The following is a 21,933-nucleotide window of genomic DNA, read 5'->3' on the forward strand; positions in this document are numbered from 1 at the left end:
GCCCGCGGCCGGACTGGTCCTGATCAGATAGCGCCTCAGACGGCGTCGAGGGTAGCTTCCTTCTGGGCGATCTGCTGGATGCTGTTGGTGGCAGCGTTGATGCGCTCCGACGTCTCGAAGGCGGTGTTGGTGCGCTGGACCACCTGCGACGCCTGGCCGGTGCTCTGCTTGGCCTGCTTCTTCTTGGTCTGCGCCTTGGCCACGGTCTTGGTGCGGATCTTCTCGGCCGAACCCGGCTCGATGTTGTCGGCGGCAACCAGATACTCGTCGCGGCGCTTGACGATGTTCTGGTTGATGCTGCTGGCGATCTCGTAATCCTTGTCCAGCTGGGCGCGGATGCGGGCGAGGCGCTGCTCGGCCTCCGGCTTGGCGATGCGGTTCGCCTTGTAGTCGGCCTTGATCCGCGAGATCTCGGCGCGGCGGCAGTTCACCAGCTGGTCGAGCGCCACCTGGGTGCGGTTCAGGTTCTGGTTCTCGGTGTCGAGGTCGTTCATCACGCCCAGGATCGCCTGGTCGCGGCCCTGCTGCATGCGGGAGTTCCAGTAACCGCCGAGCGTGCCGATCGCAGCACCGGCCGCGGCGCCGATCAGCGCGCTCTTCACGTTGCCGCCGGCAACCGCACCGGTCAGCGCGCCGACGCCGGCACCGATGGCGGCGCCCTTCAGCATGTCCTCGGCATAGTAGTTGCCGGTCGAGTCGAGCGCGACGCGGTACTGGTAGCAAGCGTCGGACCCGTCATTGGCACCGATGCGGTCCTGCTGCGTGGTGACGCAGCCGGTGAGCGCCATGGCGAAGATGGTGATGGAGACGAGGCTTGCCCTGGTACGGTTGCTTCGCATGACCTGAGTTCCCGTTTGCTTTTCTGTCGAAAGGATTCTTGCGTTCCAGATCCGAAACCGTAACGATCCGCGCCACCCCCACAGCGGTCATGGCAGTTCGACGGTTCGGAGCCGGCTGTAAAGCTGCCATAGTAACAACCGCGACGGAAGGGGGCATTACTACCAATTCGCGAAGCCTTTTATCTATTACCCTCTGTCTATCGTCTATGCGGCTCGGTATCGTTGGGGGAGTGCAATGTTTGCAGATTTGCGACGACTGGCGATGATGGCGGCGGCTCTCGCCGGTGTCGCGGGTGCCGGGGCGGCTCCGATGCTGGCGGCAAGCCCGGCGCGGGCGGAGATCGGGGCCCTGGTGATCGGGATCGACCGCTATACGCAGGTCAATCCGCTTCAGGGCGCGGTCAACGATGCCCGCGACATCGCCGACGCCCTGAAGGGGCTGGGCGTCAGGAAGCTGCTCCTGTTCATCGACGGCGAGGCCGAGCGGAGCCGCATCATCAAGGCATGGCGGCAGCTGATCGCCGACACTTCGCCCGACTCGACGCTGATCCTGACCTTCGCCGGCCACGGCGCCCAGCAACCGGAACGGGTTCCCGGCAGCGAGGCCGACGGGCTGGACGAGTTCCTGGTGCTGGCCGATTTCGCTCCGCGCGGACCCGGCACCGCCCAGCGCCTAACCGACGACGAGATCGCCGTCCTGATGAAGGAGGCGGCACCCCGCCGGGTGATCTTCATCTCCGATTCCTGCCATTCCGGCACCATGACCCGCGCGTTCGACGACCGCGCCGGCATGCTCGGCACGCGGGCGGCGAAGATCGACGGCGTGCCGGTCGACCATATCGAGGACGACGCCCTGCCCCTGCCCACCCGTGCCGCCCTGCAGGCGGAGGCGGAGGAGCAGCCGAACGTCACCTTCTTCGCCGCGGTGGCCGACGACGAGCTGGCGCCGGAGGTGATGATCGACCGCAGGCCGCGCGGCGCGCTGAGCTGGGCCTTCGCCAACGCGCTGCGCGGGCAGGCCGACCGCGACGGCGACGGCGTCGTCACCAAGGGAGAGCTGGAGGCCCATATCCGCAGCGCCGTGCGCATGGCACTGGAAGGGCGGCAGCATCCGCAGGTGCAGCCGCGCGGCCGTGGCGAGATTCCGTTGATCGACCCGGTCGCCAGCCGGCCGAAGCCGCCCTCCCTGCTGCCGGCCGCCGGGCCGATCCCGCTGCGCATCCTGGGCCAGCCGGCGGCGGTGAAGAAGCTGGCCGCCGGATTCACCGGGGTCGAGATGGTCGGGAAGGAGGGCCCCGCCCTGGTCTGGGACACCGGCAGCGGCGATGTGGTCAGCAACGTCGGCGACGTGCTGGCCAGCATCCCCGGCGACCCGGCGGCGCCGGAAACCCGCCGGCGGGTGCAGGGGGTGGTCGACAAATGGTCGCTGGTGCTGCGGGTGAAGGCGGCGGCGCAGGAGCGGTCGCTGGCCCTGGCGGTGGAGCCGGGCGACCGCGACTACCACAAGGGCGAAACGGTGTCGCTCGCCATCGGCGGCAACAGCGGCACCTACTTCACCCTGATCAACCTGGCCGCCGACGGCACGGTCAATTACCTCTACCCGCTGGCGGACCGCAAGGACCCGCCGCAGATCCCGCGCGGCGGCCCCTACCGGCTGGCCCTGACGGTGGAACCGCCCTTCGGTGCCGACCATTTCCTCGCCATCGCCTCGCCCAAGCCGATGACGGCGCTGCAGCGTGACCTCGCCGCGTTGGACGGCAAGCCGGCCGCGGCGGAGGTCGCCGCCCTGCTGAACCGCCATCTGGCCGGGCAGCCGGTCGAGTTCGGCATCCACGGCGTCTACAGCACGGCGCGCTGACGGCGCCGCGCGGCAGCCGTCAGGCCAGCGCCGGCAGTTGCGGGGCGAGCGCCAGGTGAAGCTCATGGCGCCCGTCCGGCTGCTCCGGCCGGTGGCCGAAATCGAGAGCCATGCCGGACAGCGTCAGGCCTTGCGCCTCGGCATGGGCGCGGAGCCGGGCGAAACCGCCGGCGATCGCCGCCTGCGGGCCGTCCTGCACCGTCCGCAGATAGCGGCCGGCGTCGAGATCGAGGCGGACCATGCCGTCCGGGATTTCGCTCGCCTTCGCCGCCATGAAGCCGACGAGTTCGCGACGCAGCCCGTTCTCCTCCGGCAGCGACACCGCCGCGAAGGCAGCCGTTCCGACGTCGGCAGCGAACACGCGCTCCCAGGCCGCAGCGAGCGCGGCCGGCAGATCCTCATGGCTCGCTTCGACCATGCAGCCGAGCACGGTCAGTTCGGGAAAGGTCACCGTCTCGATCATCACCATCCCTCGGGTTGTCACAGATCCGCATCGGCCAGCAGCCGGGCCAGCACCGGACCGGCGGCGCCGGCGCCGACCGGGCGGCCGTCGACCGTCACCAGCGGGCGCAGGCCCAGGCTGTTGGTCAGGAGGACCTCGTCGGCGCGGACGAGATCGTCGGGGCCGAGCGGCGCCTCCTCCGCGCCGTGGCGCTCCAGGACCAGGGCGCGGCGGATGCCGGGAAGGGCGCCGTCTGCCAACGGCGGGGTCAGCAGCCGGCCGCCGATGGACAGGAACAGGGTGGCGACGCTCGATTCCGCCAGCCGTCCGGCGGCGTTCAGCAGCAGCGCCTCGTCGGCGCCGCGCTCCGCCGCCTCCTGCCGGGCCAGGATGGAGTCCAGGTAGTTCAGCGACTTCAGCCGCGACAGCGGCGAATGTTCGTTGCGGCGGGTGCAGCGGGCGATGACGGCGGTCACCGGCGTGGTCATATGGGCGACGGGCGCGGCCGTCATCAGCAGGGTCGGCTCGGCGTCGGCCGGCGGCAGCACGCCGCGGGCGCCGGTGCCGCGCGACAGGGTCAGGCGCAGGACGCCGTCGGCGATGCCGGTCGCCTCGACCAGCGCCGCCATCGCCGCGGCCAGTTCCGCGGCACCGTAGGGCAGCGGCAGACGCAGCAGGCCCACCCCGGCGCCCAGCCGGTCGAGATGGAGCGGCAGGTGGCGCGGAACGCCGTCCTTGATCCGGATCGTTTCGAACAGACCGTCGCCGAGCGTGAAGCCGCGGTCTGCCGGGTCGATCCGCGCCTCGGCCGCCGGCATCAGCCGCCCGTTCAGCCAGATGGTCATTCCACGTCCCCCACCAGTTCTCCGGCCGCGCGCAGCTGGGCGCGGGCCTTGACCAGCATTTCCTCATGCTCGTCCGCCGGATCGGAATCGGCGACGATGCCGCCGCCGGCCTGGGCGATCACCGCGTCCGGCGTCACCGACAGGGTGCGGATGACGATGTTGCTGTCCATGGCGCCGTCGAAGCCGATCCAGGCCACCGACCCGCAATAGGCGCCGCGGCGCGCCACCTCCAGCTCGTCGATGATTTGCATCGCCCGGATCTTGGGCGCGCCGGTGATCGAGCCGCCGGGGCAGGCGGCGCGCAGCAGATCGACCGGCCCCAACCCCGGCAGAAGGCGCGCGGTGACCACCGAAACGAGGTGATGGACGCTGGCGAAGCTCTCCAGCCCGAACAGCACCGGCACCTTGACGCTGCCGATTTCCGACACCCGCGCCAGATCGTTGCGCAGCAGGTCGGTGATCATCAGGTTTTCCGCCCGGTCCTTGATGCTGGCCGACAGCTCCGCCGCCGCAGCCGCGTCGGCCTCCGGATCGGCATGACGCGGGCGGGTGCCCTTGATCGGCCGGGTCTCGATGGTCCGGTCGGCGCCCAGCCGGATGAAGCGCTCCGGCGACGCCCCGGCCAGCCGCAACCGCGGACCGCAGTTCAGGAAGGCGGCGAAGGGCGCCGGGCTGAGACGGCGCAGCCGCTCGTACAGCGCATAGGCGTCGATGACCCCGCCGGTATCGGCCAGGAAGCGCTGGGTGAAGTTGGCCTGATAGATGTCGCCGGCCCGGATATACTCCAACACCCGCCCGACCCGGTCGAGATAGTCGGGGCGCGCCAGCTCCGACCGCCAGCGCAGCGGCGCCGGCCCGGCCGATTGTTCCGGAGGCGGAACGGATAGCCGCGCGGCCATCTGCCGGGCGCGGTCCTCCGCTTCCGGGCGGGCGGCGATGACCCAGGCTTGGCGCTGCTGCCGGTCGAAAGCGGCGACGACATCGTAGAGGCCGAAGGCGAAGTCCGGCTGGCCGCCCGGATTGCCATGGCGGGAGCGCAGCCCCTCCAAAGACGTTCCGGCTTCGTAACCGATGAAGCCGACGGCCCCTCCGGTGAAGGGAACCGGGCCGTCGGATGGAAGCGAACGGGTGGCGAGCAGCCGTTCCAGCGCGTCGAAGGGGCTGCCGGCGGCCGGGCGGCCATCGATCAGCGTCTGGCCGCCGATCGCCTCGACGGTTTGAACCGGTTCCGCAACGATATAAGAATATCGGCCATTTCGCGGATGGGGCGCCGCGCTGTCGAGCAGCATCGCCCAGGGCTCGGCGCTCCAGGGTCGGAACAGGGCGGCGGGATCGCCGCAGGAGATGGGGATGGTCAGCATGGCGGTGGAGTCGGGGCCGGCGGCTTACATCAAGATGGTGGCGCCGCCATCGACGACCAAGACGTGACCGTTGACATAGGACGCCGCCGGCGAGGCCAGGAACACCGCGGCCCCGGCGATCTCGTCCGACCGCCCCCAGCGTCCCAGCGGCGTGCGCTTGGCGAAATAGGCCGAGCGCTGCGGATCGCCGGTGATCGCCGCGTTCGTTTCGGTCGCGAAGAAGCCGGGGGCGATGGCGTTGCTGGTCAGGCCCTGCGGGCCGTACTCGGCGGCCAACGCCCGCACCATGCCGTTGAGCCCGGATTTCGCCGCGGCATAGACGCTGTCGTTGGCCCGCGCGATCTGCCCGGCGACCGAGGTGACGGCGATCAGCCGGCCCCGGCCGCGCGGCAGCATCAGCCGCGCCGCCTCCCGCGCCAGGATGAGGCTGGAGGCCAGATCGACGTCGAGCAGGCCGGTGATCTCGTCGTCCGTCAGGTCGACCAGAGGCTTGCGGTTGCGCTGGCCGACATTCTGGACCAGCACGTCGAGCCGGCCATGGTCCCGTTCGATACGCAGGAAGGCATCCCGCAGCGCCGCCCGGTCGGACACGTCGAAGGGCAGCGCCGACGCCGATCCGCCGGCGGCCTCGATCTCGGCGACACGGGCCTCCAGCGTCGCGGCGTCGCGGCCGTTCAGCAGCACATGCGCGCCCGATCCGGCCAGCGCCCGCGCGATCTCCAGTCCCAGCCCGCGCCCCGATCCGGTCACGAGCGCCACCTGCCCGGCCAGCGAGAAGGTCGTCAGATATGGTGGGATGGTCGCGGTCATCTCTGCCCCCGGCTGTTGCGGCGCCGCCGAGATGTAGCAGAGCGGCGGAGCCATTGGCACCCTCGATGGCAGGCTGGAGCTTCGCAAAATGGCGACAGACGCCCTCTCCGTGGTGCCCACGTCTTCTACGCGGGAAGAATCCCCTCTCCCCCCGGGGAGAGGGTTAGGGTGAGGGGGTCGCGCGGCGAGGATTTTTGGGAAGGCACGCGGTGCATCCCCCTCACCCCGCCCCTCTCCCCGGGGGGAGAGGGGGCCGAAGGCGCCATCACCTCGCACTTGATACGACCGGCGCTTGCCGGCCGATTGTTGCCTGGATACCACTTTCTTGCAGATCGGCCTCGCAAGCCGTCCCACTGCGAAAGGTCCGGCCATGCCGCTTCCTCCTCCCGACAAGCTTCGCGAACTGGCGACGATGTTCGCCACCAACGCACCGGCCGCCGACAGTTTCGAGCCCTTCAGCGAAACACGGACCAAGCTGGCGAAATATTCCAAGATGGCGCTGATCGGCGGTGCCCAGAGCGGCCTGCAGACCGGCGTCACCGCGCTCAGCGGGGTGGCGACCACCAGCGTCAGCGTCGGGATCGGCTCGATCGCCCTGTTCCCGCTGGGGGCGGCACTGGGGCCGTGGCTGGTGGCGCTGGCCATCGGCATCACCGCGAACGGCATCTTCGCCCTGCACGACCTCCGCACCGCCGCCACGCGCAGCAACGGCTATCCCTGCAGTTGCAGCAAGTGCAAGGCCAACCTGACCTACGTCATCGACCGCAAGGAAAACAACACGGCGATCAAGGCGGTCAGCGTCTTTACCGCCGGCCTGCCCTTCATCGCCGACCGCATCTGGTCGATCCGCAAATCCTTCCGCAAGGACAGCCCGAAGGAGAATGTCTGCACCAGCCTGATCCAGGGGGCACGCGGCGGCTGCGTGTGCGCGATCGCCTCGATCATGATGCTGTGCGGCGAGTGGAAGCAGACCGAGAAGGCGAATGCGGAACTGGTGGTGGACGCCGTCGCCATCATCTGGTCGAGCGACGGGGCCAAGCGCCTGAAGTCCAAATGGTGACGGCGCGACGGATCAATCGGAGCGGACTGGCCGCATAGGAAAAAGGCTTCGGATACCGGAGCATCCGAAGCCTTTCCGTTACCGCGCCGCCGTCAGTGGACCGACGCCTCCCGGCCGGCGGCGGAACTCGCCACCGGCGGCAGGGAAAAGCCGAGCGGCGGACGTTCCGGCGCCTTGAAGCCGTGCGGCCGGTCCTCCTCGACCACCACGCCGTCCAGCGCCAGCCGGCCGTCGACCACCGACAGGGTCATCGTGGCCTTGCCCTCGATCTCCTCGTCGAGCAGGCGCTCGGCGATCGGATCCTCGACCAGCCCCTGGATCGCCCGCTTCAGCGGACGGGCGCCGAAGGCGGGATCCCAGCCGAGGTCGCCGAGCCGCCGCTTGGCCGCCGCATCCGCCGCCAGGGTGACGCCGCGCTCGGCCAGCCGCTCGTTGACGCGGGCGAGCTGGATGTCGACGATCCGCGACATCTGGTCCCGGCCCAGCCGGCGGAAGATCAGGACATCGTCCAGCCGGTTGAGGAACTCCGGCCGGAAGGCCTTGCGCACCGCGTCCATCACCTCGACCGACGCGCCGGCCATGTCCTCGTCGTCACCCAGGGCGCTCAGCGCCTCGGCCCCCAGGTTGGAGGTCATGATGAGGATGGCGTGGCGGAAATCGGCGGTCCGGCCCTGCCCGTCGGTCAGCCGCCCGTCGTCGAGCGCCTGCAAGAGGACGTTCAGCACGTCGGGATGCGCCTTCTCCACCTCGTCCAGCAGCACGACCTGATAGGGCCGGCGGCGGATGCGTTCCGCCAGCGAGCCGCCGTCGTCGTAGCCGACATAGCCCGGGGGCGAGCCGATCATCCGGCTGACCGCGTGCTTCTCCATGTACTCCGACATGTCGAGCCGGGTGATCGCCGTCTCGTCGTCGAACAGGAAGGAGGCCAGCGCCTTGGCCAGCTCGGTCTTGCCGACGCCGGTCGGACCGAGGAACAGGAAGGAGCCGGTCGGGCGGCTGGGGTCCTTCAGCCCGGCGCGGGCCCGCCGCACCGCCTTGGACACCGCGCGCACCGCCTCCTTCTGGCCGACGACGCGCTCGGCCAGCTTGTCCTCCATGCCTTTCAGCCGCTGGCGCTCGCCCTCCAGCATCCGCTCGACCGGAATGCCGGTCCAGCGGGTGACGACGGCGCCGATGTCCTTGGCCGTCACCTCGTCACGCTCGGCGCTGGCCCGCGATTCGGCATCGGCCAGACGCTTCTCCAGGTCGGGCACCACGCCATAGGCCAGCTCGCCGGCCTTGGCCCAGTCGCCGTCGCGCTGGGCGCGCTCCAGCTTGGTGCGGGCCTGGTCCAGTTCCTCCTTCAGGCGGCGGCCCTCGGTGCGGCGGGACTGCGAGGCGCGCCACTCCTCCTCCATCGAGGACTGGCGGGCTTCCGCCTCGGCCAGCTCGCCTTCCAGGACCTGCAGGCGTTCCTGCGAGGCGGCGTCCGGCTCGGCCTTCAGAGCCTCGCGCTCGATCTTGAGCTGAGCGACGCGGCGGTCGACGGCGTCGAGCGCCTCCGGTTTGCTGTCGATCGCCATGCGCAGGCGGCTCGCCGCCTCGTCGACGAGGTCGATCGCCTTGTCGGGCAGCCGGCGGTCGCCGATATAGCGCGCCGACAGGCTCACCGCCGCGACCACCGCCGCGTCGGCGATGCGCACGCCGTGGTGCACCTCGTACTTGCTCTTGATGCCGCGCAGGATCGACACCGCGTCGTCGGCCGACGGCTCGTCCACCGTCACCGGCTGGAAGCGGCGGGCCAGCGCCGCGTCCTTCTCGATGTATTTGCGGTACTCGTCCGGCGTGGTGGCGCCGACGCAGCGCAGCTCGCCACGCGCCAGCGCGGGCTTCAGCATGTTGGCGGCGTCCATCGCCCCGTCGGTACGGCCGGCGCCGATCAGGGTGTGCAGCTCGTCGATGAACAGGATGATGCGGCCGTTGGCCTCCTGCACCTCGGACAGCACCGACTTCAACCGCTCCTCGAACTCGCCGCGGAACTTGGCGCCGGCCAGCAGCGCGGTGAGGTCGAGCGCCAGGACGCGCCGGTCCTTCAGCCCTTCCGGCACGTCGCCGGAGGCCAGACGCTGGGCCAGCCCCTCGACCACGGCGGTCTTGCCGACGCCGGGATCGCCGATCAGCACGGGGTTGTTCTTGGTGCGCCGCGCCAGCACCTGGATGGTGCGGCGGATCTCGTCGTCGCGGCCGATGACCGGGTCGAGCCGGCCCTGCCGCGCCTCTTCCGTCAGGTCGCGGGTGTAGCGGGCCAGCGCCTCGCCGGCGGTCGTCTCGGTCTCGGCGTCGGCGGGATGGTCCTTGCGCTGGGCATCGGCGGCGGCGGCCAGCGCGTCGGCATCGACGCCGGCGCGGCGGAACAGGGCGCGCAGCGGACCGCTCTGGCGGGCGAGGCTCTCCAGCAGCCGTTCGGCGGTGACGAAGCGGTCGCCACCGCTGCGCGCCGAGGAGACGGCGCCCTGCAGCACGGCGGCCAGGGCCGGCGACATGTAGAGCGGCTGCGGGCCTTCGGCGGCACCGGCCTGGACCGGAGCGCGCGAGAGCTGTTCCTCGGTCGCGGACTTCAGCAGATCGGGGTCGCCGCCGGTGTCGCGCACCAGGCGCGCCGCCACGCCGCTGCCCTCGTCGATCAGGGCCTTCAGCAGATGTTCGGGGAGAAGCTGTTGATGCCGCTCGGCAAGGGCGGCGATCTGGGCGGCCTGAATGACGCCGCGCGCACGATCGGTGAATTGACCGAAGTCCATCCGGCACTCCGTTTCCATGGTCTCCCGCCCAGTCATCCGGCGCGGGACGGCGCCTCCGCGATCCGCGAAATGCGCGACCGCCCGGTGCCTGATGGGTAAATGGTTAACGGAAATGCGACGATCAAGAGGGGCACCGGAAAGCGGTGACAAGCGCGGCCTTCGCCCGATGCCTGCAGCTTTTGGACGACCGCCCGTTCCTGACCCGTGGCAACACTGTCGTGGAAGCCTGTCCTGAACCGGGGGGTGACGAATGTGTCTGTTGTGCGAAATGGCCGGCAGCGAGCTGACGCGCCGGCATCTGATCAAGACCGGCGGCGTTCTTGCCGGCACGGTTGGCACCCTGGCCGGCGCCCTGGCGCTGGCGCCCCTTCCGGTCGCGGCCAAGGAGAAGGAAAAGCCGGCGGCGCCCCTTACGCCCGATGAGGCCCTGCGGCGTCTGACCGCCGGAAACGCCCGCTATGCGGCGAACACCTCCCGCAACCGGGACCATTCGGCCGGGCGGGCGGCGCGGGCGCAGTCCCAGCACCCCTTCGCCGGCATCGTCAGCTGCGCCGATTCGCGGGTCGCCCCGGAAATCCTGTTCGATCAAGGCCCGGGAGAGCTGTTCATCGTCCGGGTGGCCGGCAATTTCGTCAATGACGACGGGCTGGCCAGCCTGGAATACGGCGTCAAGGTGCTGAACATCCCGCTGATCCTGGTGCTGGGCCATACCGGCTGCGGCGCGATCGGCGCCACCATCAAGACGATCCGGGACGGCACGCAACTGCCCGGCCATCTGCCGGTCCTGATCGACGCGCTGAAACCCGGCGTGGAGGCCGCCATGGCCCGCAAGCCCGCCGACCTGATGGCCGAGGCGACGGCGGAAAACGTCCGCCACAATGTCCGCCGGCTTGCCGAGGCCGAACCCATCCTCTCGCCGCTAGCGGCCGACGGCCGGATGAAAGTCGTCGGCGGCGTCTATGACATCGCCACGGGGAAGGTGGCGCTGCTCTGATCGGCAAGGACGGCGGCGGGGCGGGCGTCTTCGGCTCCCCTCCCCGCCCGGCGGGCAGCCTGCGCGATCCCGTCGATCTGATGGCAGAACCAGCGCTCCACCGCTTGCCTGAAGCGGTCGGTCGGCAACAGGCGGTGGCGGTGCTCGTCCTGACGGATCAGGCCCCGCGCTTCCATCGCGTTGATCAGGTTGCGGATATGGGACTTCGACACGCCGAGCAAGGCAGCGAGATCGGCGGCCGACGCCTCTACCCAGCCCCCGCCGTCGTCTCCGGCTCCGGCGGTCGCAGCCTGCGCCAGGCTACGCTCCACCAGAGTCAGGGCGAGGTAAAGGCCGCTGTCATGCTCGTCGAGCCAAGCGAGGTCGGGATGGCGCAGCAGCGGCCGGTTCCGCGGATCGAGCAGGCTTGCGCATTCACGCACCACCCGGTCGTAGAAACCGCGGTCGGTGCGCAGCCTCTCCCCGGCATCCTCGCCGCCGGCCAGCCGGCAGTGGCAGGAGAGATGCAGCGCCAACCAGTCGCGCAGGCCATCGACCAAGATCGGGCCGGGCACCAGATAGCGGATCCGGGCATCCCCCGGATCCCGTTCGGCCTGGACGATGCCGAAGCCGCGCAGCAGGGCGATGAACGCGGCGGTCCGCCGGGTTCCGGGCAGCCGGTCCTGAATGCGCGTCACCGTCGGCCGCTCCGACGGTGACCGGGCGGTCGTGTGCATCATGATGATCTGGGCGGCGATCTCGGTCGGGGCGCGCTGGCCGAAAAGCTTGATCATCACCCGCTGCCGCCGCAGCGGGGCGACCAGCCGGTCGCAGAAATGGCAGAGAACCGCCTGGAAATCCGGATGCCGCCGCATCCATTCGGGTTCCTCCTCCACCGGCGTCCCCACATCCATCGGCAAGGCCTCGCGCGTCAGCGTCCCGGATCGCCGCTCCGTGGACGGCGACGGCGACATCCGACCGCAAGCTTAGGTCAAGTCGCCGAACGCCGGATAAGACAAACGCGACGGGCCGGAGCGGCACCGGACCAAACCCATATTGACACGCGATCCCGGCAGCGGTCCTCATAGTGCCACGTTATCGGCAATGACGAGTCCGGCACCATGGATCTGCGGCAGCTGCGCTATTTCCTGGGCATCGTCGAGCATGGATCGATCTCCCGCGCGGCGGATGCCCTGCGGGTGGCGCAGCCGGCGCTCAGCCTGCACCTGAAGCGGCTGGAGGAGGAGTTCGCCTGCCAGCTCGTCCTGCGCACGGCGCGCGGGGTGGTGCCGACCGAAAGCGGGCGGCGGCTGGCGCAGCGGGCGGCGGCGCTGATCGAGCAGATGGACGGGCTGCGCGACGAGGTGCGCGCGGTGGAGGCGGTGCCGGCGGGACCGGCGACCGTCGGCATCCCGACCTCGCTCGGGCCGGTGCTGACCGTGCCGCTGGCGCTGGCGGTGCGCCGCACCCATCCGCAGATCCGGCTGCGGGTGGTCGAAGGGCTGTCGGGCCATATGCTGGAATGGGTGCTGTCGGGACAGCTCGACCTCGCGCTGGTGTTCGGCGCCAAGGAGATGGCGGGGCTGGAGACCGAGCCAGTGGCGCGGGAAAGGCTGCATCTGGTCGGGCCGGCGGACGACCCGCTTCTGCAGGGCCGCGGCTCCATCCCCTTCGCCGAGGCGCTGGCCCTGCCGCTGATCCTGCCGGGACGGCCGCACGGCGTGCGCGAGGAGGTGGAGCATGCGGCGTTGCTGGCCCGGGCGGAGGTCACCGTCGCCCTGGAGATCGACGCGCTGGAGCAGATCAAGGCGCTGGTGGCGGAAGGCTGCGGCTATACCGTGCTGTCGGAGCGGGTGGCGCGCTACGGCACGGTGGCGGAGCGGTTGGCTGGCCTGCCGATCGCCGAGCCGCAGATCGAGCGCAGCATCCTGCTGGCCCATGCGTCGGGTCGGCCGATGCCAGTCGCCGCCCGTGCGGCGCACGGCATCCTGCGTGATATCCTGGCGGAACTGACGCGGGACGGGGCTTGGCGGTGAAGGGGGACGGTTGGTCGGCGGAGCGGGGGGTTATGGGTTTGGCGCTTTGATCGCCGTTCGGACCCTGAAATCCTGGAATGCAGAGCCCTGGAAAAATGCCACCAAATCGTCAAGGTCGCTGCCATCCTCAAGTCCGCCCGTCCGAGTGTCGACTAAGCGCCGGAAGCGGACCTCCACAATGATGCGACCGCCGCCCGTCGGCTCCGTCCGAGGTCGAGCCCCACCTCAACCATAGGAGGTGGTCCGGTGATCCGGTGGCAGCAGCGGCGGCGCGCTCGGCAGCCGCATGCGGACATGCAGCCCACCCAGCGCCCCCGGTTCCAGCCGCTCCACCGGCACATGCATGCGCCGGCACAGCTCGGCGACAATCGAGAGACCGAGGCCGACCCCATCGCCGCCGGAGCGCCCGAGCCGCTGGAACCGCTCGAACGCGCGTTCGAACGCATCCGCCGACAGGCCGGCGCCATCGTCCTCCACCAGCAGTCCGGTGCCGGCCGGCCCGTCGGCGGCGACCGTGACCGTCACCCGGCCCGGCGAGGCGGCGTACTTCACCGCATTCTCGACGACGTTGCGCAGCACGATCGCCAGCAGCTCCGGGTGGGCGATGACGGCGGCCGATCGGGACGATTCCAGCGTGATCTCCACCTCGCGCCGATTGGCCGCCGGCACCAGTTCGGCGACGACGGACTGCGCGAGCTCGACAAGGTCGATCCGGCTGCCGGGGTGCCGCGCCAGATCGAGAGACTGCGACCGTGTGACGTCGAGGAGCTGCGTGATCAGCCGGCCGGCCCGGTCCACGGCCTCCAGGATCTTGGTGAAGCGTGGCCGGGCGCGCTCGGGCAGATCGTCGTCGAGGGCTTCCACCTGGGCACGGATCGCGGTGAGCGGCGTGCGCAGCTCGTGGGCCGCGTTCGATACGAAATCGCGCTCGCGGTCCAGCACCAGCCGCAGCCGCGCCATCAGATCGTTCAGCGCGTGGGCGACCACCCGCAGCTCGCTCGGCACCTCGACCTCGTCGAGCGGCGCGAGGTTCTCCTCGCTGCGGTTCCCGACCTGATCGGCGAAGGCGCCGAGCGGGGTCAGACCGGAACGGATGCCGACCGTCAGGGCAGCTCCCCCCAGCACCGTCGCGCACAGGACATAGCCCGCCACCACCCCGGCCACCTGGAGCGAGGACCACAGCGGCTCCCACGCATCGATGCCGATCACCACCCGCGTGCCGGTGCGCTCGTCCTCGAAGCCATGGAGGATGCGCAGGCCGTCGCCGACGTCGGCCTTGCCTTCCATGGGCAGGGCCAGCAGCCGTTCCGGCGGCAGCGCCTCCGACGCATAGAGCAGCTGCCCGTCCCGGCTGATCACCACCAGATAGTCGTCGAGTTCGAAGTCGGGGTCGTGCTGTTCCTGGAAGATCGGCATCACGGCGGGCGACGCCGGCTGCGTCGCGGCGAAGGCCAGCATCAGCTGCGCCGTGTGGGCGGTCCGGCTGTGGAACGATTCCTTGTACTCCAGCGCCACGGCGCCGACGATCAGGAGAAAGGCCGGCACCCAGGTTGCGGCGATCAGCCAGGCCAGCCGGCGCCGCAGGCGCGCGTGGATCGACGGCATGCTCACTCCTTCGGCAGCATGTAGCCGACACCGCGGATCGTCTGGATCAGGTCGGCGCCGAGCTTGCGGCGGATTTGCGAAACGAACACCTCCAGCGTGTTGCTCTCGGCCTCGCCGCTCCAGCCGTAGAGATGGTTTTCGAGGGTATTGCGGGTGAGGACCCGGCCCTGGTTCTCGACGAACAGCAGCAGCAGCGCGAACACCTTCGGAGTCAGCGCGACGCTGTCGGCGCCGCGCAGCACGGCGAGAGACGCGGGGTCGATCCGCAGGTCGCGGTAGTGCAGGATTCCCGGCCGCCCGTCGCCGCGGCGGCGGGCGAGCGCGCGGCAGCGCGCCATCAGTTCCTCCATGGCGAACGGCTTGACCAGATAGTCGTCGGCGCCGAGGTCGAGGCCGCGCACCCGGCTGTCCAGCTCGTAGCGCGCGCTCAGGATCAGGATCGGCAGGCCGTGGCCGTCCGCCCGCTGCCGGCGCAGGATGTCGAGGCCGTCGCGATCGGGCAGGCCGAGATCGAGGACCATCAGATCGAAGGCGTCGAGCTCGGTGACGCCGTCGAGGCTGGCGCCGTCCTCCAGCCAATCGACGGTCATGCCGGCCCGGGTCAGGCGGGTGCGGATGGCGTCGCCGATCAGCGGGTCATCCTCGACGAGCAGAATGCGCATGCCTCACTCACGGGTTGGGGCGGTTGGAGGGTGGTTGGAAGACAGGGATAGCAGGGAAAGCTGAAGCGAAGCTGAGTCGATGCCCTGCCGCGACGCCCGGTTACGCGACGCCCGGTTACGCAACGGCCGAACGCAACGGCCGCGTTCAGGTCCGGTTCAGGCAGCGGTGTCAGGGTCCGCGCCGAACCTGATCTGGACACAAGGCGCAATCATAATGAGACACATATTTCCGGCGGCGGCATTCTGCGCCACGGTGGCGGCGGGGACCATGATGGCGGGGATCGCGGCGGCCGAGGACCGCCCCCCGGCGGAGTGGTCCTTCACGCTCGGCGCCGGCGCCCTCTACGCGCCGGATTACGAGGGCTCCAACGACTACAAAGTGCGGCCGGTGCCGGTGGTGGAGCTGTCCTGGCGGGACCGGGTCCGGTTCACCACGCGGGGCGGGATCGGGGTCTTCGCGACCCCGCTCAAGACCGACCGCCTGCGGGTCGACCTCGGCGTCCGCTACGACTTCGGCCGCGACGAGAGCGACAACGACGCCCTGAAAGGCCTGGGGGATCTGGAGGGCGGCGCGGTGGCGGTGGTCCGGCTCGGCTACGAGGCCGGCCCCGTGGGCCTCGGCCTGGAGGTTGCCCGCGACCTGTCCGGCGACCGCGAGGGCCTCCAGGCCACCGCCGAGGCGGAGTATGGACTCGGGCTGTTCGACGGCCGGGGCCGCTTCAGCGTGACCCCGCACGTCACCTGGGCCGATGACAAGTACATGGGCAACACCTTTGGCATCACCGCGGCCCAGGCCGCGCGGTCCGCCCGCCATTACGCCCGTTACGATGCTGCCGCCGGTTTCAAGGACGCAGGCGTCACCGTCGGCCTCGGCTACCGGGTGACCGACTCGGTCATGGCGATGGGCCGGCTCAATTACACCCGGCTGCTCGGCGACGCCGCCGACAGCCCGCTGGTCAAGCGCGAGGGCAGCGAGGGCCAGGGCTCCGCCCTGGTCGGCCTGAGCTATCGCTGGTAGCGGGCGGGCGGCGATGCTTCGGAGATTTCTTGTGCTGGGCGCCCGCGCGGCGTTGTCGCTCCTCACCAGTTCGGGTGCCCTGGCCGAGGAGGCGGTACCGCCGGACCCTCGGCCGATCCTGCCCTCGGTCGTCGTCGTCGAGGCGATGGAGCGCAGGATCCGCGATCGCGTCCTGGCAACCGGGTCGATCGAGGCGGTGGAGGAGATCCATGTCGCGCCGCTGGTGGACGGACTCTCCATCCGCGCCTTGACCGCCGAACGCGGCGACCGGGTCGAACCGGGCAGCACGCTGGCCGTTCTCGACGACGACGCGCTGCTGCTGGAGAAAAGCCAGCTCGCGGCCACCCTCGCCAGGACGGAGGCGGCCCTCGCGCAATGGCAGGCGCAGCGTGCCGAGGCCAAGGCGAACGCCGACGAGGCGGCCCGCGTCGCCGACCGCGCCGAGCGGCTTTCGGCGAACAGAACGGTGTCGAGCGCCGAGGCCGACCGGCTGAAGGCACTCGCCACCGCCGCGCAGGCGCGTCTCCGTTCGGCGGAGCAGGCCCTGGGCATCGCCGCGGCGGACATCAGGCTGGCCCGCGCGCGCCTCGCCGACGTCGACCTGCGCCTCGCCCGCACCGCCGTCACCGCACCGGTCGGCGGTGTGGTCTCGGCCAGGAACGCCAAGGTCGGCGCCATCGCCAGCGGCAGCGCCAACGTCCTGCCGCTGTACACCATCATCCGCGACGGCGCGGTCGAGATGAGGGCCGACGTCGCCGAGGCCGACCTCCTCAAGCTCGCGGTCGGTCAGCCGGCAACGGTCAGGCTTGCTGGCAGCCGCATGGCGGTCGCCGGGACGATCCGCCTGATCATGCCGACGGTCGACGCGCAGACGCGCCTGGGCACCGTCCGGATCGCCCTGGCCGATGCGGCCGAGGCCCGCGCCGGCATGCACGCGAGCGCCGTCATCGTCGCCGCGGAGAGGCGGGCGGTCGTCCTGCCCCGGACCGCGGTCGGCGCGGCCGATGGCGGAGCCGCCGTCCGCAAGGTCGAGGACGGCGTCGTCCGTCTGGTGCCGGTGACGGCCGGCATCCAGGACGGGGCTTTCGTCGAGATCCTGTCCGGCCTCGCGGCGGGGGAGCGGGCGGTGGCGAAGGCCGGCGCCTTCGTGCGCGACGGCGACCGGATCGTCGCGGTCAAGGCGGAGCCCGGGCCATGAACGTCTCCGCATGGTCGATCCGCAATCCGGTCGCCCCGATCCTGGCGTTCTGCGTGCTGGTCGTGCTCGGCTGGCGATCCCTCGACGCCCTGCCGATCACGCGGCTTCCCACCATCGACGTGCCGGTCGTCTCGATTGCCGTCACGCAGGATGGCGCCACCCCTGCCGAGCTCGAGGCCCAGGTCGCCAAGCGGATCGAGGACGCGGTCGCCGGCATCGCCGGCGTCCATCACATCGCATCGACGATCACCGACGGCCGTTCCACGACCGTCGTCGCCTTCCGTCTGGAGGTGCCCACCGGCGAGGCCTTGCAGGACGTCAGGGACGCGGTCGAGCGAATTCGCGGCGATCTTCCGGCCATGATCGACGCTCCGACCGTCTCGCGGGTCGAGGTCGAAGGTCAGGCGATCCAGACCTTCGCCGTCTCCTCGCCCGGCATGACGCTGGAGGGGCTGTCATGGTTCGTCGACGACACGATCGCCCGCGCCATCCAGGGCCAGCGCGGCGTCAGCCGCGTCGAGCGCCAGGGCGGCTCCGACCGCGAGGTCCGGATCGAACTCGACGCCGACCGCCTGGATGCCTTCGGGATCACCGCCGCCGACGTTGACGGCCAGCTTCGCCGCATGAACCTGGACCTCGGTTCCGGCCGCGGGCGGGTCGGCGGCGGCGAGCAGGCGATCCGCCTGCTGGGTGACGCCCGGGACGTGGCGGAACTGGCCGGCACGATGATCGGGCTGCCCAACGGCCGTTTCGTCAGGCTGTCGGATCTGGGGCAGGTGACCGATGCCCACCGGGAGCCGCGGTCGTTCGCCCGTGTCGACGGGCTTCCGGTCGTCACCGTCGCGGTGTTCCGCGCCAAGGGCGCCAGCGAAGGGAGCGTCGCCGACACCGTGGCCCGAACGCTCGACGGCATCCGCGCGCAACACCCGGACGTCGCCATCGCCCTGACCGACGATGCGGTCGTCGTCACCCATGGCACCTACGAGGCGGCGCTCCACACGCTGGCCGAGGGCGGGCTCCTCGCCATCCTCATCGTGATGGCGTTCCTGCGCAACTGGCGCTCCACCCTGATCGGAGCGGTCGCCCTGCCGCTTTCGGCGATTCCGACCTTCTGGGCCCTGGATCTTCTCGGCTTTTCGCTGAACCTCGTCAGTTTGCTGGCGATGACGCTGGCGACCGGCATCCTCGTCGATGACGCGATCGTCGAGATCGAGACCGTCGAACGTCACATCCGGAGCGGCAAGCCGCCCTACCGCGCCGCCATCGACGCGACGGACGAGATCGGCTTGGCGGTGATCGCCACCACCTTCGCCATCGTCGCCGTGTTCCTGCCCGTTTCGTTCATGCCGGGCATCGCCGGGCAGTACTTCATCCAGTTCGGCCTGACGGTCGCGGTCGCCGTCCTCTTCTCCCTTCTGGTCGCCCGCCTGATCATCCCGGTGATGGCGGCCCATCTGCTGCGCCCGGCGGAGGCGGGCCGCCACCGGGACGGCGGCGGAGGCGGGGACGGCGGCATCCTGCGGCTCTACACCGCCCTCATCGCCGTGACGACGCGCCGGCGCTACGCCACGCTGCTCGCCGCAATCGGCGCCCTGGGTGTCTCGGTGTACGTCCTGGCCCAGATCCCCGGCAGTTTCATGCCGCCGGAAGACAATGCGCGGGTCAGCCTGTCGGTCGAGCTGCCGCCGGGCGCGACGCTGGAGGATACCGAACGGACGACGGCGGCGATCCATGACCGGATCAGGGGCATCGACGGCGTCGCGAGCGTCTTCGTGCTCGGCGGCGTCTCGCCGGTCGGCGATCCGGAGCCGCGCCTCGCCACGGTCACCGTGCGTCTCGACCCGCTCGACCACTCGCTCGCCACCGCGCTGGTCAACGACGTGGCCGGCCGGATTCCGTTGATCGGGCCGCATCTGCCCAAGCGCGCGCCGGCCGGCCGCACAACGCCGCAGTCCCGCATCGAAGCGGAGATGCTAGGCCGGCTGCGACCGATCCCCGACGTCCGCATCGTCAGGATGAACGAGGAGGGGGAGCGCGACCTGTCCTTCAACCTGCTGTCCGACAGCGCGGCGGATCTCGACCATGCGGTCGCGCGCCTGGAGGCGGGGCTGCGCGGCGATCCGCTGGTCGCCAACGCCGGCACCGACGGCGCGCTGCCGCGGCCGGAGTTGCGGATCCGCCCGCATGACGACCGCATGTCCCGCCTTGGCGTCACGGCGGAGCAGATCGCACAGCTCGTCCGCATCGCCACCATCGGCGACAGCGACGCGCAACTGGCCAAGATCGCGCTCGACGGACGGCTGATCCCGATCCGCGTCCAGCTCGACCGCGCCATCCGCACCGACCTCGCCGCGATCCGCAGCCTGAAGGTCCGGACCGCGTCCGGGGCGATGGTTCCGCTGTCGGTCGTCGCGGACATCGACCATGCGGAAGGGCCGGGGTCGATCCGGCGCCACGACCGCCATCGCGTCGTGGCGCTCGGCGCGGACCTGCCGGCCGGGGTCGCGCTCGACACGGCAACCGACCGCGTCCGGGCGATCGTGGCCGGGGCGGGGCTTCCGCCGACCGTCACCGTCGTCGAAAGCGGCGATGCCGAAATCCAGGAAGAGGTGCAGCAGGGCTTCGGCGATGCGATGATCCTGGGCCTGATGATGGTGCTGGTCGTCCTGATCCTGCTCTTCAGGGACGTGATCCAGCCCTTCACCATCCTGTTCTCGCTGCCGCTCGCCATCGGCGGCGTGGCGGCCGGCCTGATCCTGACCCGGAACGCGCTGTCCATGCCGGTGCTGATCGGCATCCTCATGCTGATGGGGGTCGTCAGCAAGAACGCGATCCTGCTCGTCGACGGCGGGATCGCGGCGATGCGTCGCGGCATGGACCGCAGGGCGGCGATCGTCGAGGCCGGGCGCAAGCGCGCCCGCCCGATCGTCATGACCTCGGTCGCCATGTCCGCGGGCATGCTGCCATCTGCCCTGGGCGTCGGCGAGGGCGGCTCCTTCCGCGCCCCGATGGCGATTGCGGTCATCGGCGGCATCATCGTCTCGACGGCGCTGAGCCTCGTCGTCGTTCCTTCCGTCTTCCTGATCATGGACGACCTCTCGCGGCTGCTCGCCCGCGTCTTCGGCCGGCTGGCCGGCAGGCGGGATGAGGACCGCTAGCCATTCGACCATGAGAGGCGCGCCACGCTCGCGGCCGGGCGGAACAGGGGGCCAAAGGCACCGAAGAACGCTTCAGGAAGCTAAAGGGCGGTGAAGCGCATCCCGGAGCAAGGTCGCCGATGATCCCGTCCTTGCAGCCGGCCAAGCGTTCGCAACAGCGGAACATTCGGGTGCAGCGTGGATCGTGCTGGGCAAGGCAGGGTACCGCAGGTTTCGGGTCAAAATCGGACGAATGGAACGGCTGCCAAGGCGAGGGCTAGACCGGTAACGCGCTCTACGCCAAAGTGGCCACACCGCAGGTTCGCCACGTTCGGCAATGGGCACCGGCCGTCACATGCAGGTTTGCTCTCCCGATCACCGTCCTCGACGACCACGACGTTGCGGGAGCTGATCAGATTGCACATGTAGGCGTCGGAACCCCAACCGTGTCCCGGGCGCGTTCCGTTCTCCGTGCCCCCTCCCTCATGAGCCGAGGTTGACGATCTCCACCCGGCGGTTGGCGTCGCTGGCCGGGTTGGCCGGGTCGAGCAGCTGCTGCGATCCCAGGCCGCGGGCCATCAGGCGGCCGGGGGACACGCCGAAGGTCTTGGTCAGATAGTCGCGGACCGAGGCGGCGCGCCGTTTCGACAGAGCGAGGTTGTAGTCGGCGCTGCCGACGGCGTCGGTGTGGCCGGTCAGCTGGAACCGGTAGGCGCTGAGGTCCGGCGAGGTCAGGGCGCGGCCCAGCTCGTTCAGGATGCCGGTGGCCTTCGGCGACAGCTGCGCCGAGTTGAAGGCGAACTCCACCTGGAAGCTGATCCTGGGCGCGGCCTTCGGCTGGGGCGCCACCTTCGCCTGCGCCGCGGCGGCCGGCGGGGAGGCCGCGGCAGGCGGAGCGGAACTCTGGGCAGCCGCCGCCGGTGGAGCGGCCGGCGCCGTCGCATCGCCGGTACCGAGCGCAAGGCCGCGGGTCCGCGGCTTCTCGTCGCTCGCCGGAGCGTCCGGCTGGGCCTGGGGCTTCAGCGCCTTGATGAAGTCCTCCGACGTGGTCGGCGCACCGGTCGGATCGGCCGCCCATGCGGCACCTCCCAGCGCCAGCAGCAGGCCCATCCCGGCCAGCGCCGGCCGCAACGCCCTGACGGTTCCGATCCTCATCCTCGACGGCTCCCAATTCCAACACGGCCAATACCGGCCACAGTCTAAACGACGGCGCGCCGGCCTTCCAGGGGCCGCCGCCCGGGTTGTGCTCGCCCCAGCCAACCCAGCCGATAAATCACACGGTCACCGGTGCAGTTGACGCTTTTCCCGCGCA

17 protein-coding genes are annotated in these 21,933 nt (G+C 70.6%); 7 read left to right on the top strand and 10 right to left on the bottom strand.

Going from position 1 to position 21,933, the window contains the following annotated elements; genetic code table 11:
• Positions 1–35 precede the first annotated feature (35 nt).
• Positions 36–839, bottom strand: coding sequence for a DUF3482 domain-containing protein (locus JHL17_RS16655; RefSeq protein ID WP_200194731.1), 804 nt, complete (start codon positions 837–839; stop codon positions 36–38).
• Positions 840–1,074: 235 nt separating this feature from the next.
• On the opposite strand from JHL17_RS16655, the gene JHL17_RS16660 reads away from it, so the two are divergent.
• A complete protein-coding gene (locus JHL17_RS16660; protein WP_247893599.1) occupies positions 1,075–2,697 on the top strand; it encodes a caspase family protein in 1,623 nt (540 codons plus the stop codon).
• A gap of 19 nt (positions 2,698–2,716) precedes the next feature.
• Here JHL17_RS16660 and JHL17_RS16665 read toward each other — a convergent pair whose 3' ends face one another.
• Genes JHL17_RS16665 through JHL17_RS16680 form a run of 4 tightly spaced genes read right to left on the bottom strand, consistent with a single transcriptional unit; the run spans position 2,717 to position 6,155 of the window.
• Positions 2,717–3,160 (bottom strand): hypothetical protein, encoded by a 444-nt coding sequence (locus tag JHL17_RS16665; RefSeq protein WP_200194732.1) that lies wholly within the window; start codon positions 3,158–3,160, stop codon positions 2,717–2,719.
• 17 nt (positions 3,161–3,177) lie between these two features.
• A complete protein-coding gene (locus JHL17_RS16670) occupies positions 3,178–3,984 on the bottom strand; it encodes an aminotransferase class IV (protein WP_200194733.1) in 807 nt (268 codons plus the stop codon).
• Entirely contained in the window at positions 3,981–5,345 is a 1,365-nt protein-coding gene (gene pabB / locus JHL17_RS16675) for an aminodeoxychorismate synthase component I (protein WP_200194734.1), read from the bottom strand. The genes JHL17_RS16670 and pabB overlap by 4 nt, the downstream gene beginning before the upstream one ends.
• Before the next feature lie 24 nt (positions 5,346–5,369).
• Positions 5,370–6,155, bottom strand: coding sequence for an SDR family oxidoreductase (locus tag JHL17_RS16680; RefSeq protein WP_200194736.1), 786 nt, complete (start codon positions 6,153–6,155; stop codon positions 5,370–5,372).
• A gap of 370 nt (positions 6,156–6,525) precedes the next feature.
• Between JHL17_RS16680 and JHL17_RS16685 the strand changes: the two genes are divergently transcribed.
• The gene (locus JHL17_RS16685; RefSeq protein WP_247893600.1) at positions 6,526–7,215 is read left to right on the top strand and encodes a hypothetical protein; all 690 of its coding nucleotides are present in this window, start codon (positions 6,526–6,528) and stop codon (positions 7,213–7,215) included.
• A gap of 92 nt (positions 7,216–7,307) precedes the next feature.
• Here JHL17_RS16685 and clpB read toward each other — a convergent pair whose 3' ends face one another.
• Entirely contained in the window at positions 7,308–9,992 is a 2,685-nt protein-coding gene (gene clpB / locus JHL17_RS16690; RefSeq protein ID WP_200194737.1) for an ATP-dependent chaperone ClpB, read from the bottom strand.
• Positions 9,993–10,242: 250 nt separating this feature from the next.
• Here clpB and JHL17_RS16695 point away from each other — a divergent pair, with 250 nt between their 5' ends.
• Positions 10,243–10,986: a carbonic anhydrase gene (locus JHL17_RS16695; RefSeq protein ID WP_200194738.1), complete on the top strand. Its 744-nt coding sequence runs from the start codon at positions 10,243–10,245 to the stop codon at positions 10,984–10,986.
• On the opposite strand, the gene JHL17_RS16700 is transcribed toward JHL17_RS16695, so the two are convergent.
• Positions 10,950–11,879, bottom strand: a complete 930-nt coding sequence (locus JHL17_RS16700; RefSeq protein ID WP_200194739.1) for a helix-turn-helix domain-containing protein — start codon at positions 11,877–11,879, stop codon at positions 10,950–10,952. The two genes, JHL17_RS16695 and JHL17_RS16700, sit on opposite strands and share 37 nt — an antisense overlap.
• Positions 11,880–12,086: 207 nt before the next feature.
• Here JHL17_RS16700 and JHL17_RS16705 point away from each other — a divergent pair, with 207 nt between their 5' ends.
• Entirely contained in the window at positions 12,087–13,001 is a 915-nt protein-coding gene (locus tag JHL17_RS16705; protein WP_200194740.1) for a LysR substrate-binding domain-containing protein, read from the top strand.
• A 225-nt stretch (positions 13,002–13,226) separates the two neighbouring features.
• Here the strand turns inward: JHL17_RS16705 and JHL17_RS16710 are convergent, their stop codons facing one another.
• Positions 13,227–14,606, bottom strand: coding sequence for a sensor histidine kinase (locus JHL17_RS16710; RefSeq protein ID WP_200194741.1), 1,380 nt, complete (start codon positions 14,604–14,606; stop codon positions 13,227–13,229).
• Between the two features lie 2 nt (positions 14,607–14,608).
• Complete coding sequence (locus tag JHL17_RS16715; protein WP_200194742.1) at positions 14,609–15,268, bottom strand: response regulator transcription factor; 660 nt, start codon at positions 15,266–15,268, stop codon at positions 14,609–14,611.
• 214 nt (positions 15,269–15,482) lie between these two features.
• On the opposite strand from JHL17_RS16715, the gene JHL17_RS16720 reads away from it, so the two are divergent.
• The 3 genes from JHL17_RS16720 to JHL17_RS16730 are packed head-to-tail and all read left to right on the top strand — an operon-like array spanning position 15,483 to position 20,642.
• On the top strand, positions 15,483–16,286 hold the full coding sequence (locus JHL17_RS16720; RefSeq protein ID WP_200194743.1) for a MipA/OmpV family protein: 804 nt from the start codon (positions 15,483–15,485) through the stop codon (positions 16,284–16,286).
• Positions 16,287–16,317: 31 nt separating this feature from the next.
• Positions 16,318–17,484 (top strand): efflux RND transporter periplasmic adaptor subunit, encoded by a 1,167-nt coding sequence (locus JHL17_RS16725; protein WP_200194744.1) that lies wholly within the window; start codon positions 16,318–16,320, stop codon positions 17,482–17,484.
• Positions 17,481–20,642 carry an efflux RND transporter permease subunit gene (locus tag JHL17_RS16730; RefSeq protein WP_200194745.1) on the top strand — a complete coding sequence of 1,054 codons (3,162 nt, stop codon included), beginning with the start codon at positions 17,481–17,483 and terminating at the stop codon, positions 20,640–20,642. Before JHL17_RS16725 ends, JHL17_RS16730 begins: the two co-directional genes overlap by 4 nt.
• A 462-nt stretch (positions 20,643–21,104) precedes the next feature.
• Here the strand turns inward: JHL17_RS16730 and JHL17_RS16735 are convergent, their stop codons facing one another.
• The gene (locus JHL17_RS16735) at positions 21,105–21,776 is read right to left on the bottom strand and encodes an OmpA family protein (RefSeq protein ID WP_200194746.1); all 672 of its coding nucleotides are present in this window, start codon (positions 21,774–21,776) and stop codon (positions 21,105–21,107) included.
• Positions 21,777–21,933 lie beyond the last annotated feature (157 nt).

The sequence above is a fragment of the Azospirillum endophyticum genome, from assembly GCF_016595245.1.
Taxonomy (GTDB): domain Bacteria; phylum Pseudomonadota; class Alphaproteobacteria; order Azospirillales; family Azospirillaceae; genus Azospirillum; species Azospirillum endophyticum.

What these genes read in the sequence shown, in the direction of transcription:
- JHL17_RS16670 (WP_200194733.1), bottom strand. Translation starts at nt 3,984, where the DNA reads ATGACCATCTGGCTGAACGGGCGGCTGATGCCGGCGGCCGAGGCGCGG.
- JHL17_RS16700 (WP_200194739.1), bottom strand. Translation starts at nt 11,879, where the DNA reads ATGGATGTGGGGACGCCGGTGGAGGAGGAACCCGAATGGATGCGGCGG.
- JHL17_RS16680 (WP_200194736.1), bottom strand. Translation starts at nt 6,155, where the DNA reads ATGACCGCGACCATCCCACCATATCTGACGACCTTCTCGCTGGCCGGG.
- pabB (WP_200194734.1), bottom strand. Translation starts at nt 5,345, where the DNA reads ATGCTGACCATCCCCATCTCCTGCGGCGATCCCGCCGCCCTGTTCCGA.
- clpB (WP_200194737.1), bottom strand. Translation starts at nt 9,992, where the DNA reads ATGGACTTCGGTCAATTCACCGATCGTGCGCGCGGCGTCATTCAGGCC.
- JHL17_RS16730 (WP_200194745.1), top strand. Translation starts at nt 17,481, where the DNA reads ATGAACGTCTCCGCATGGTCGATCCGCAATCCGGTCGCCCCGATCCTG.
- JHL17_RS16735 (WP_200194746.1), bottom strand. Translation starts at nt 21,776, where the DNA reads ATGAGGATCGGAACCGTCAGGGCGTTGCGGCCGGCGCTGGCCGGGATG.
- JHL17_RS16710 (WP_200194741.1), bottom strand. Translation starts at nt 14,606, where the DNA reads ATGCCGTCGATCCACGCGCGCCTGCGGCGCCGGCTGGCCTGGCTGATC.
- JHL17_RS16720 (WP_200194743.1), top strand. Translation starts at nt 15,483, where the DNA reads ATGAGACACATATTTCCGGCGGCGGCATTCTGCGCCACGGTGGCGGCG.
- JHL17_RS16705 (WP_200194740.1), top strand. Translation starts at nt 12,087, where the DNA reads ATGGATCTGCGGCAGCTGCGCTATTTCCTGGGCATCGTCGAGCATGGA.
- JHL17_RS16715 (WP_200194742.1), bottom strand. Translation starts at nt 15,268, where the DNA reads ATGCGCATTCTGCTCGTCGAGGATGACCCGCTGATCGGCGACGCCATC.
- JHL17_RS16695 (WP_200194738.1), top strand. Translation starts at nt 10,243, where the DNA reads ATGTGTCTGTTGTGCGAAATGGCCGGCAGCGAGCTGACGCGCCGGCAT.
- JHL17_RS16655 (WP_200194731.1), bottom strand. Translation starts at nt 839, where the DNA reads ATGCGAAGCAACCGTACCAGGGCAAGCCTCGTCTCCATCACCATCTTC.
- JHL17_RS16665 (WP_200194732.1), bottom strand. Translation starts at nt 3,160, where the DNA reads ATGATCGAGACGGTGACCTTTCCCGAACTGACCGTGCTCGGCTGCATG.
- JHL17_RS16685 (WP_247893600.1), top strand. Translation starts at nt 6,526, where the DNA reads ATGCCGCTTCCTCCTCCCGACAAGCTTCGCGAACTGGCGACGATGTTC.
- JHL17_RS16660 (WP_247893599.1), top strand. Translation starts at nt 1,075, where the DNA reads ATGTTTGCAGATTTGCGACGACTGGCGATGATGGCGGCGGCTCTCGCC.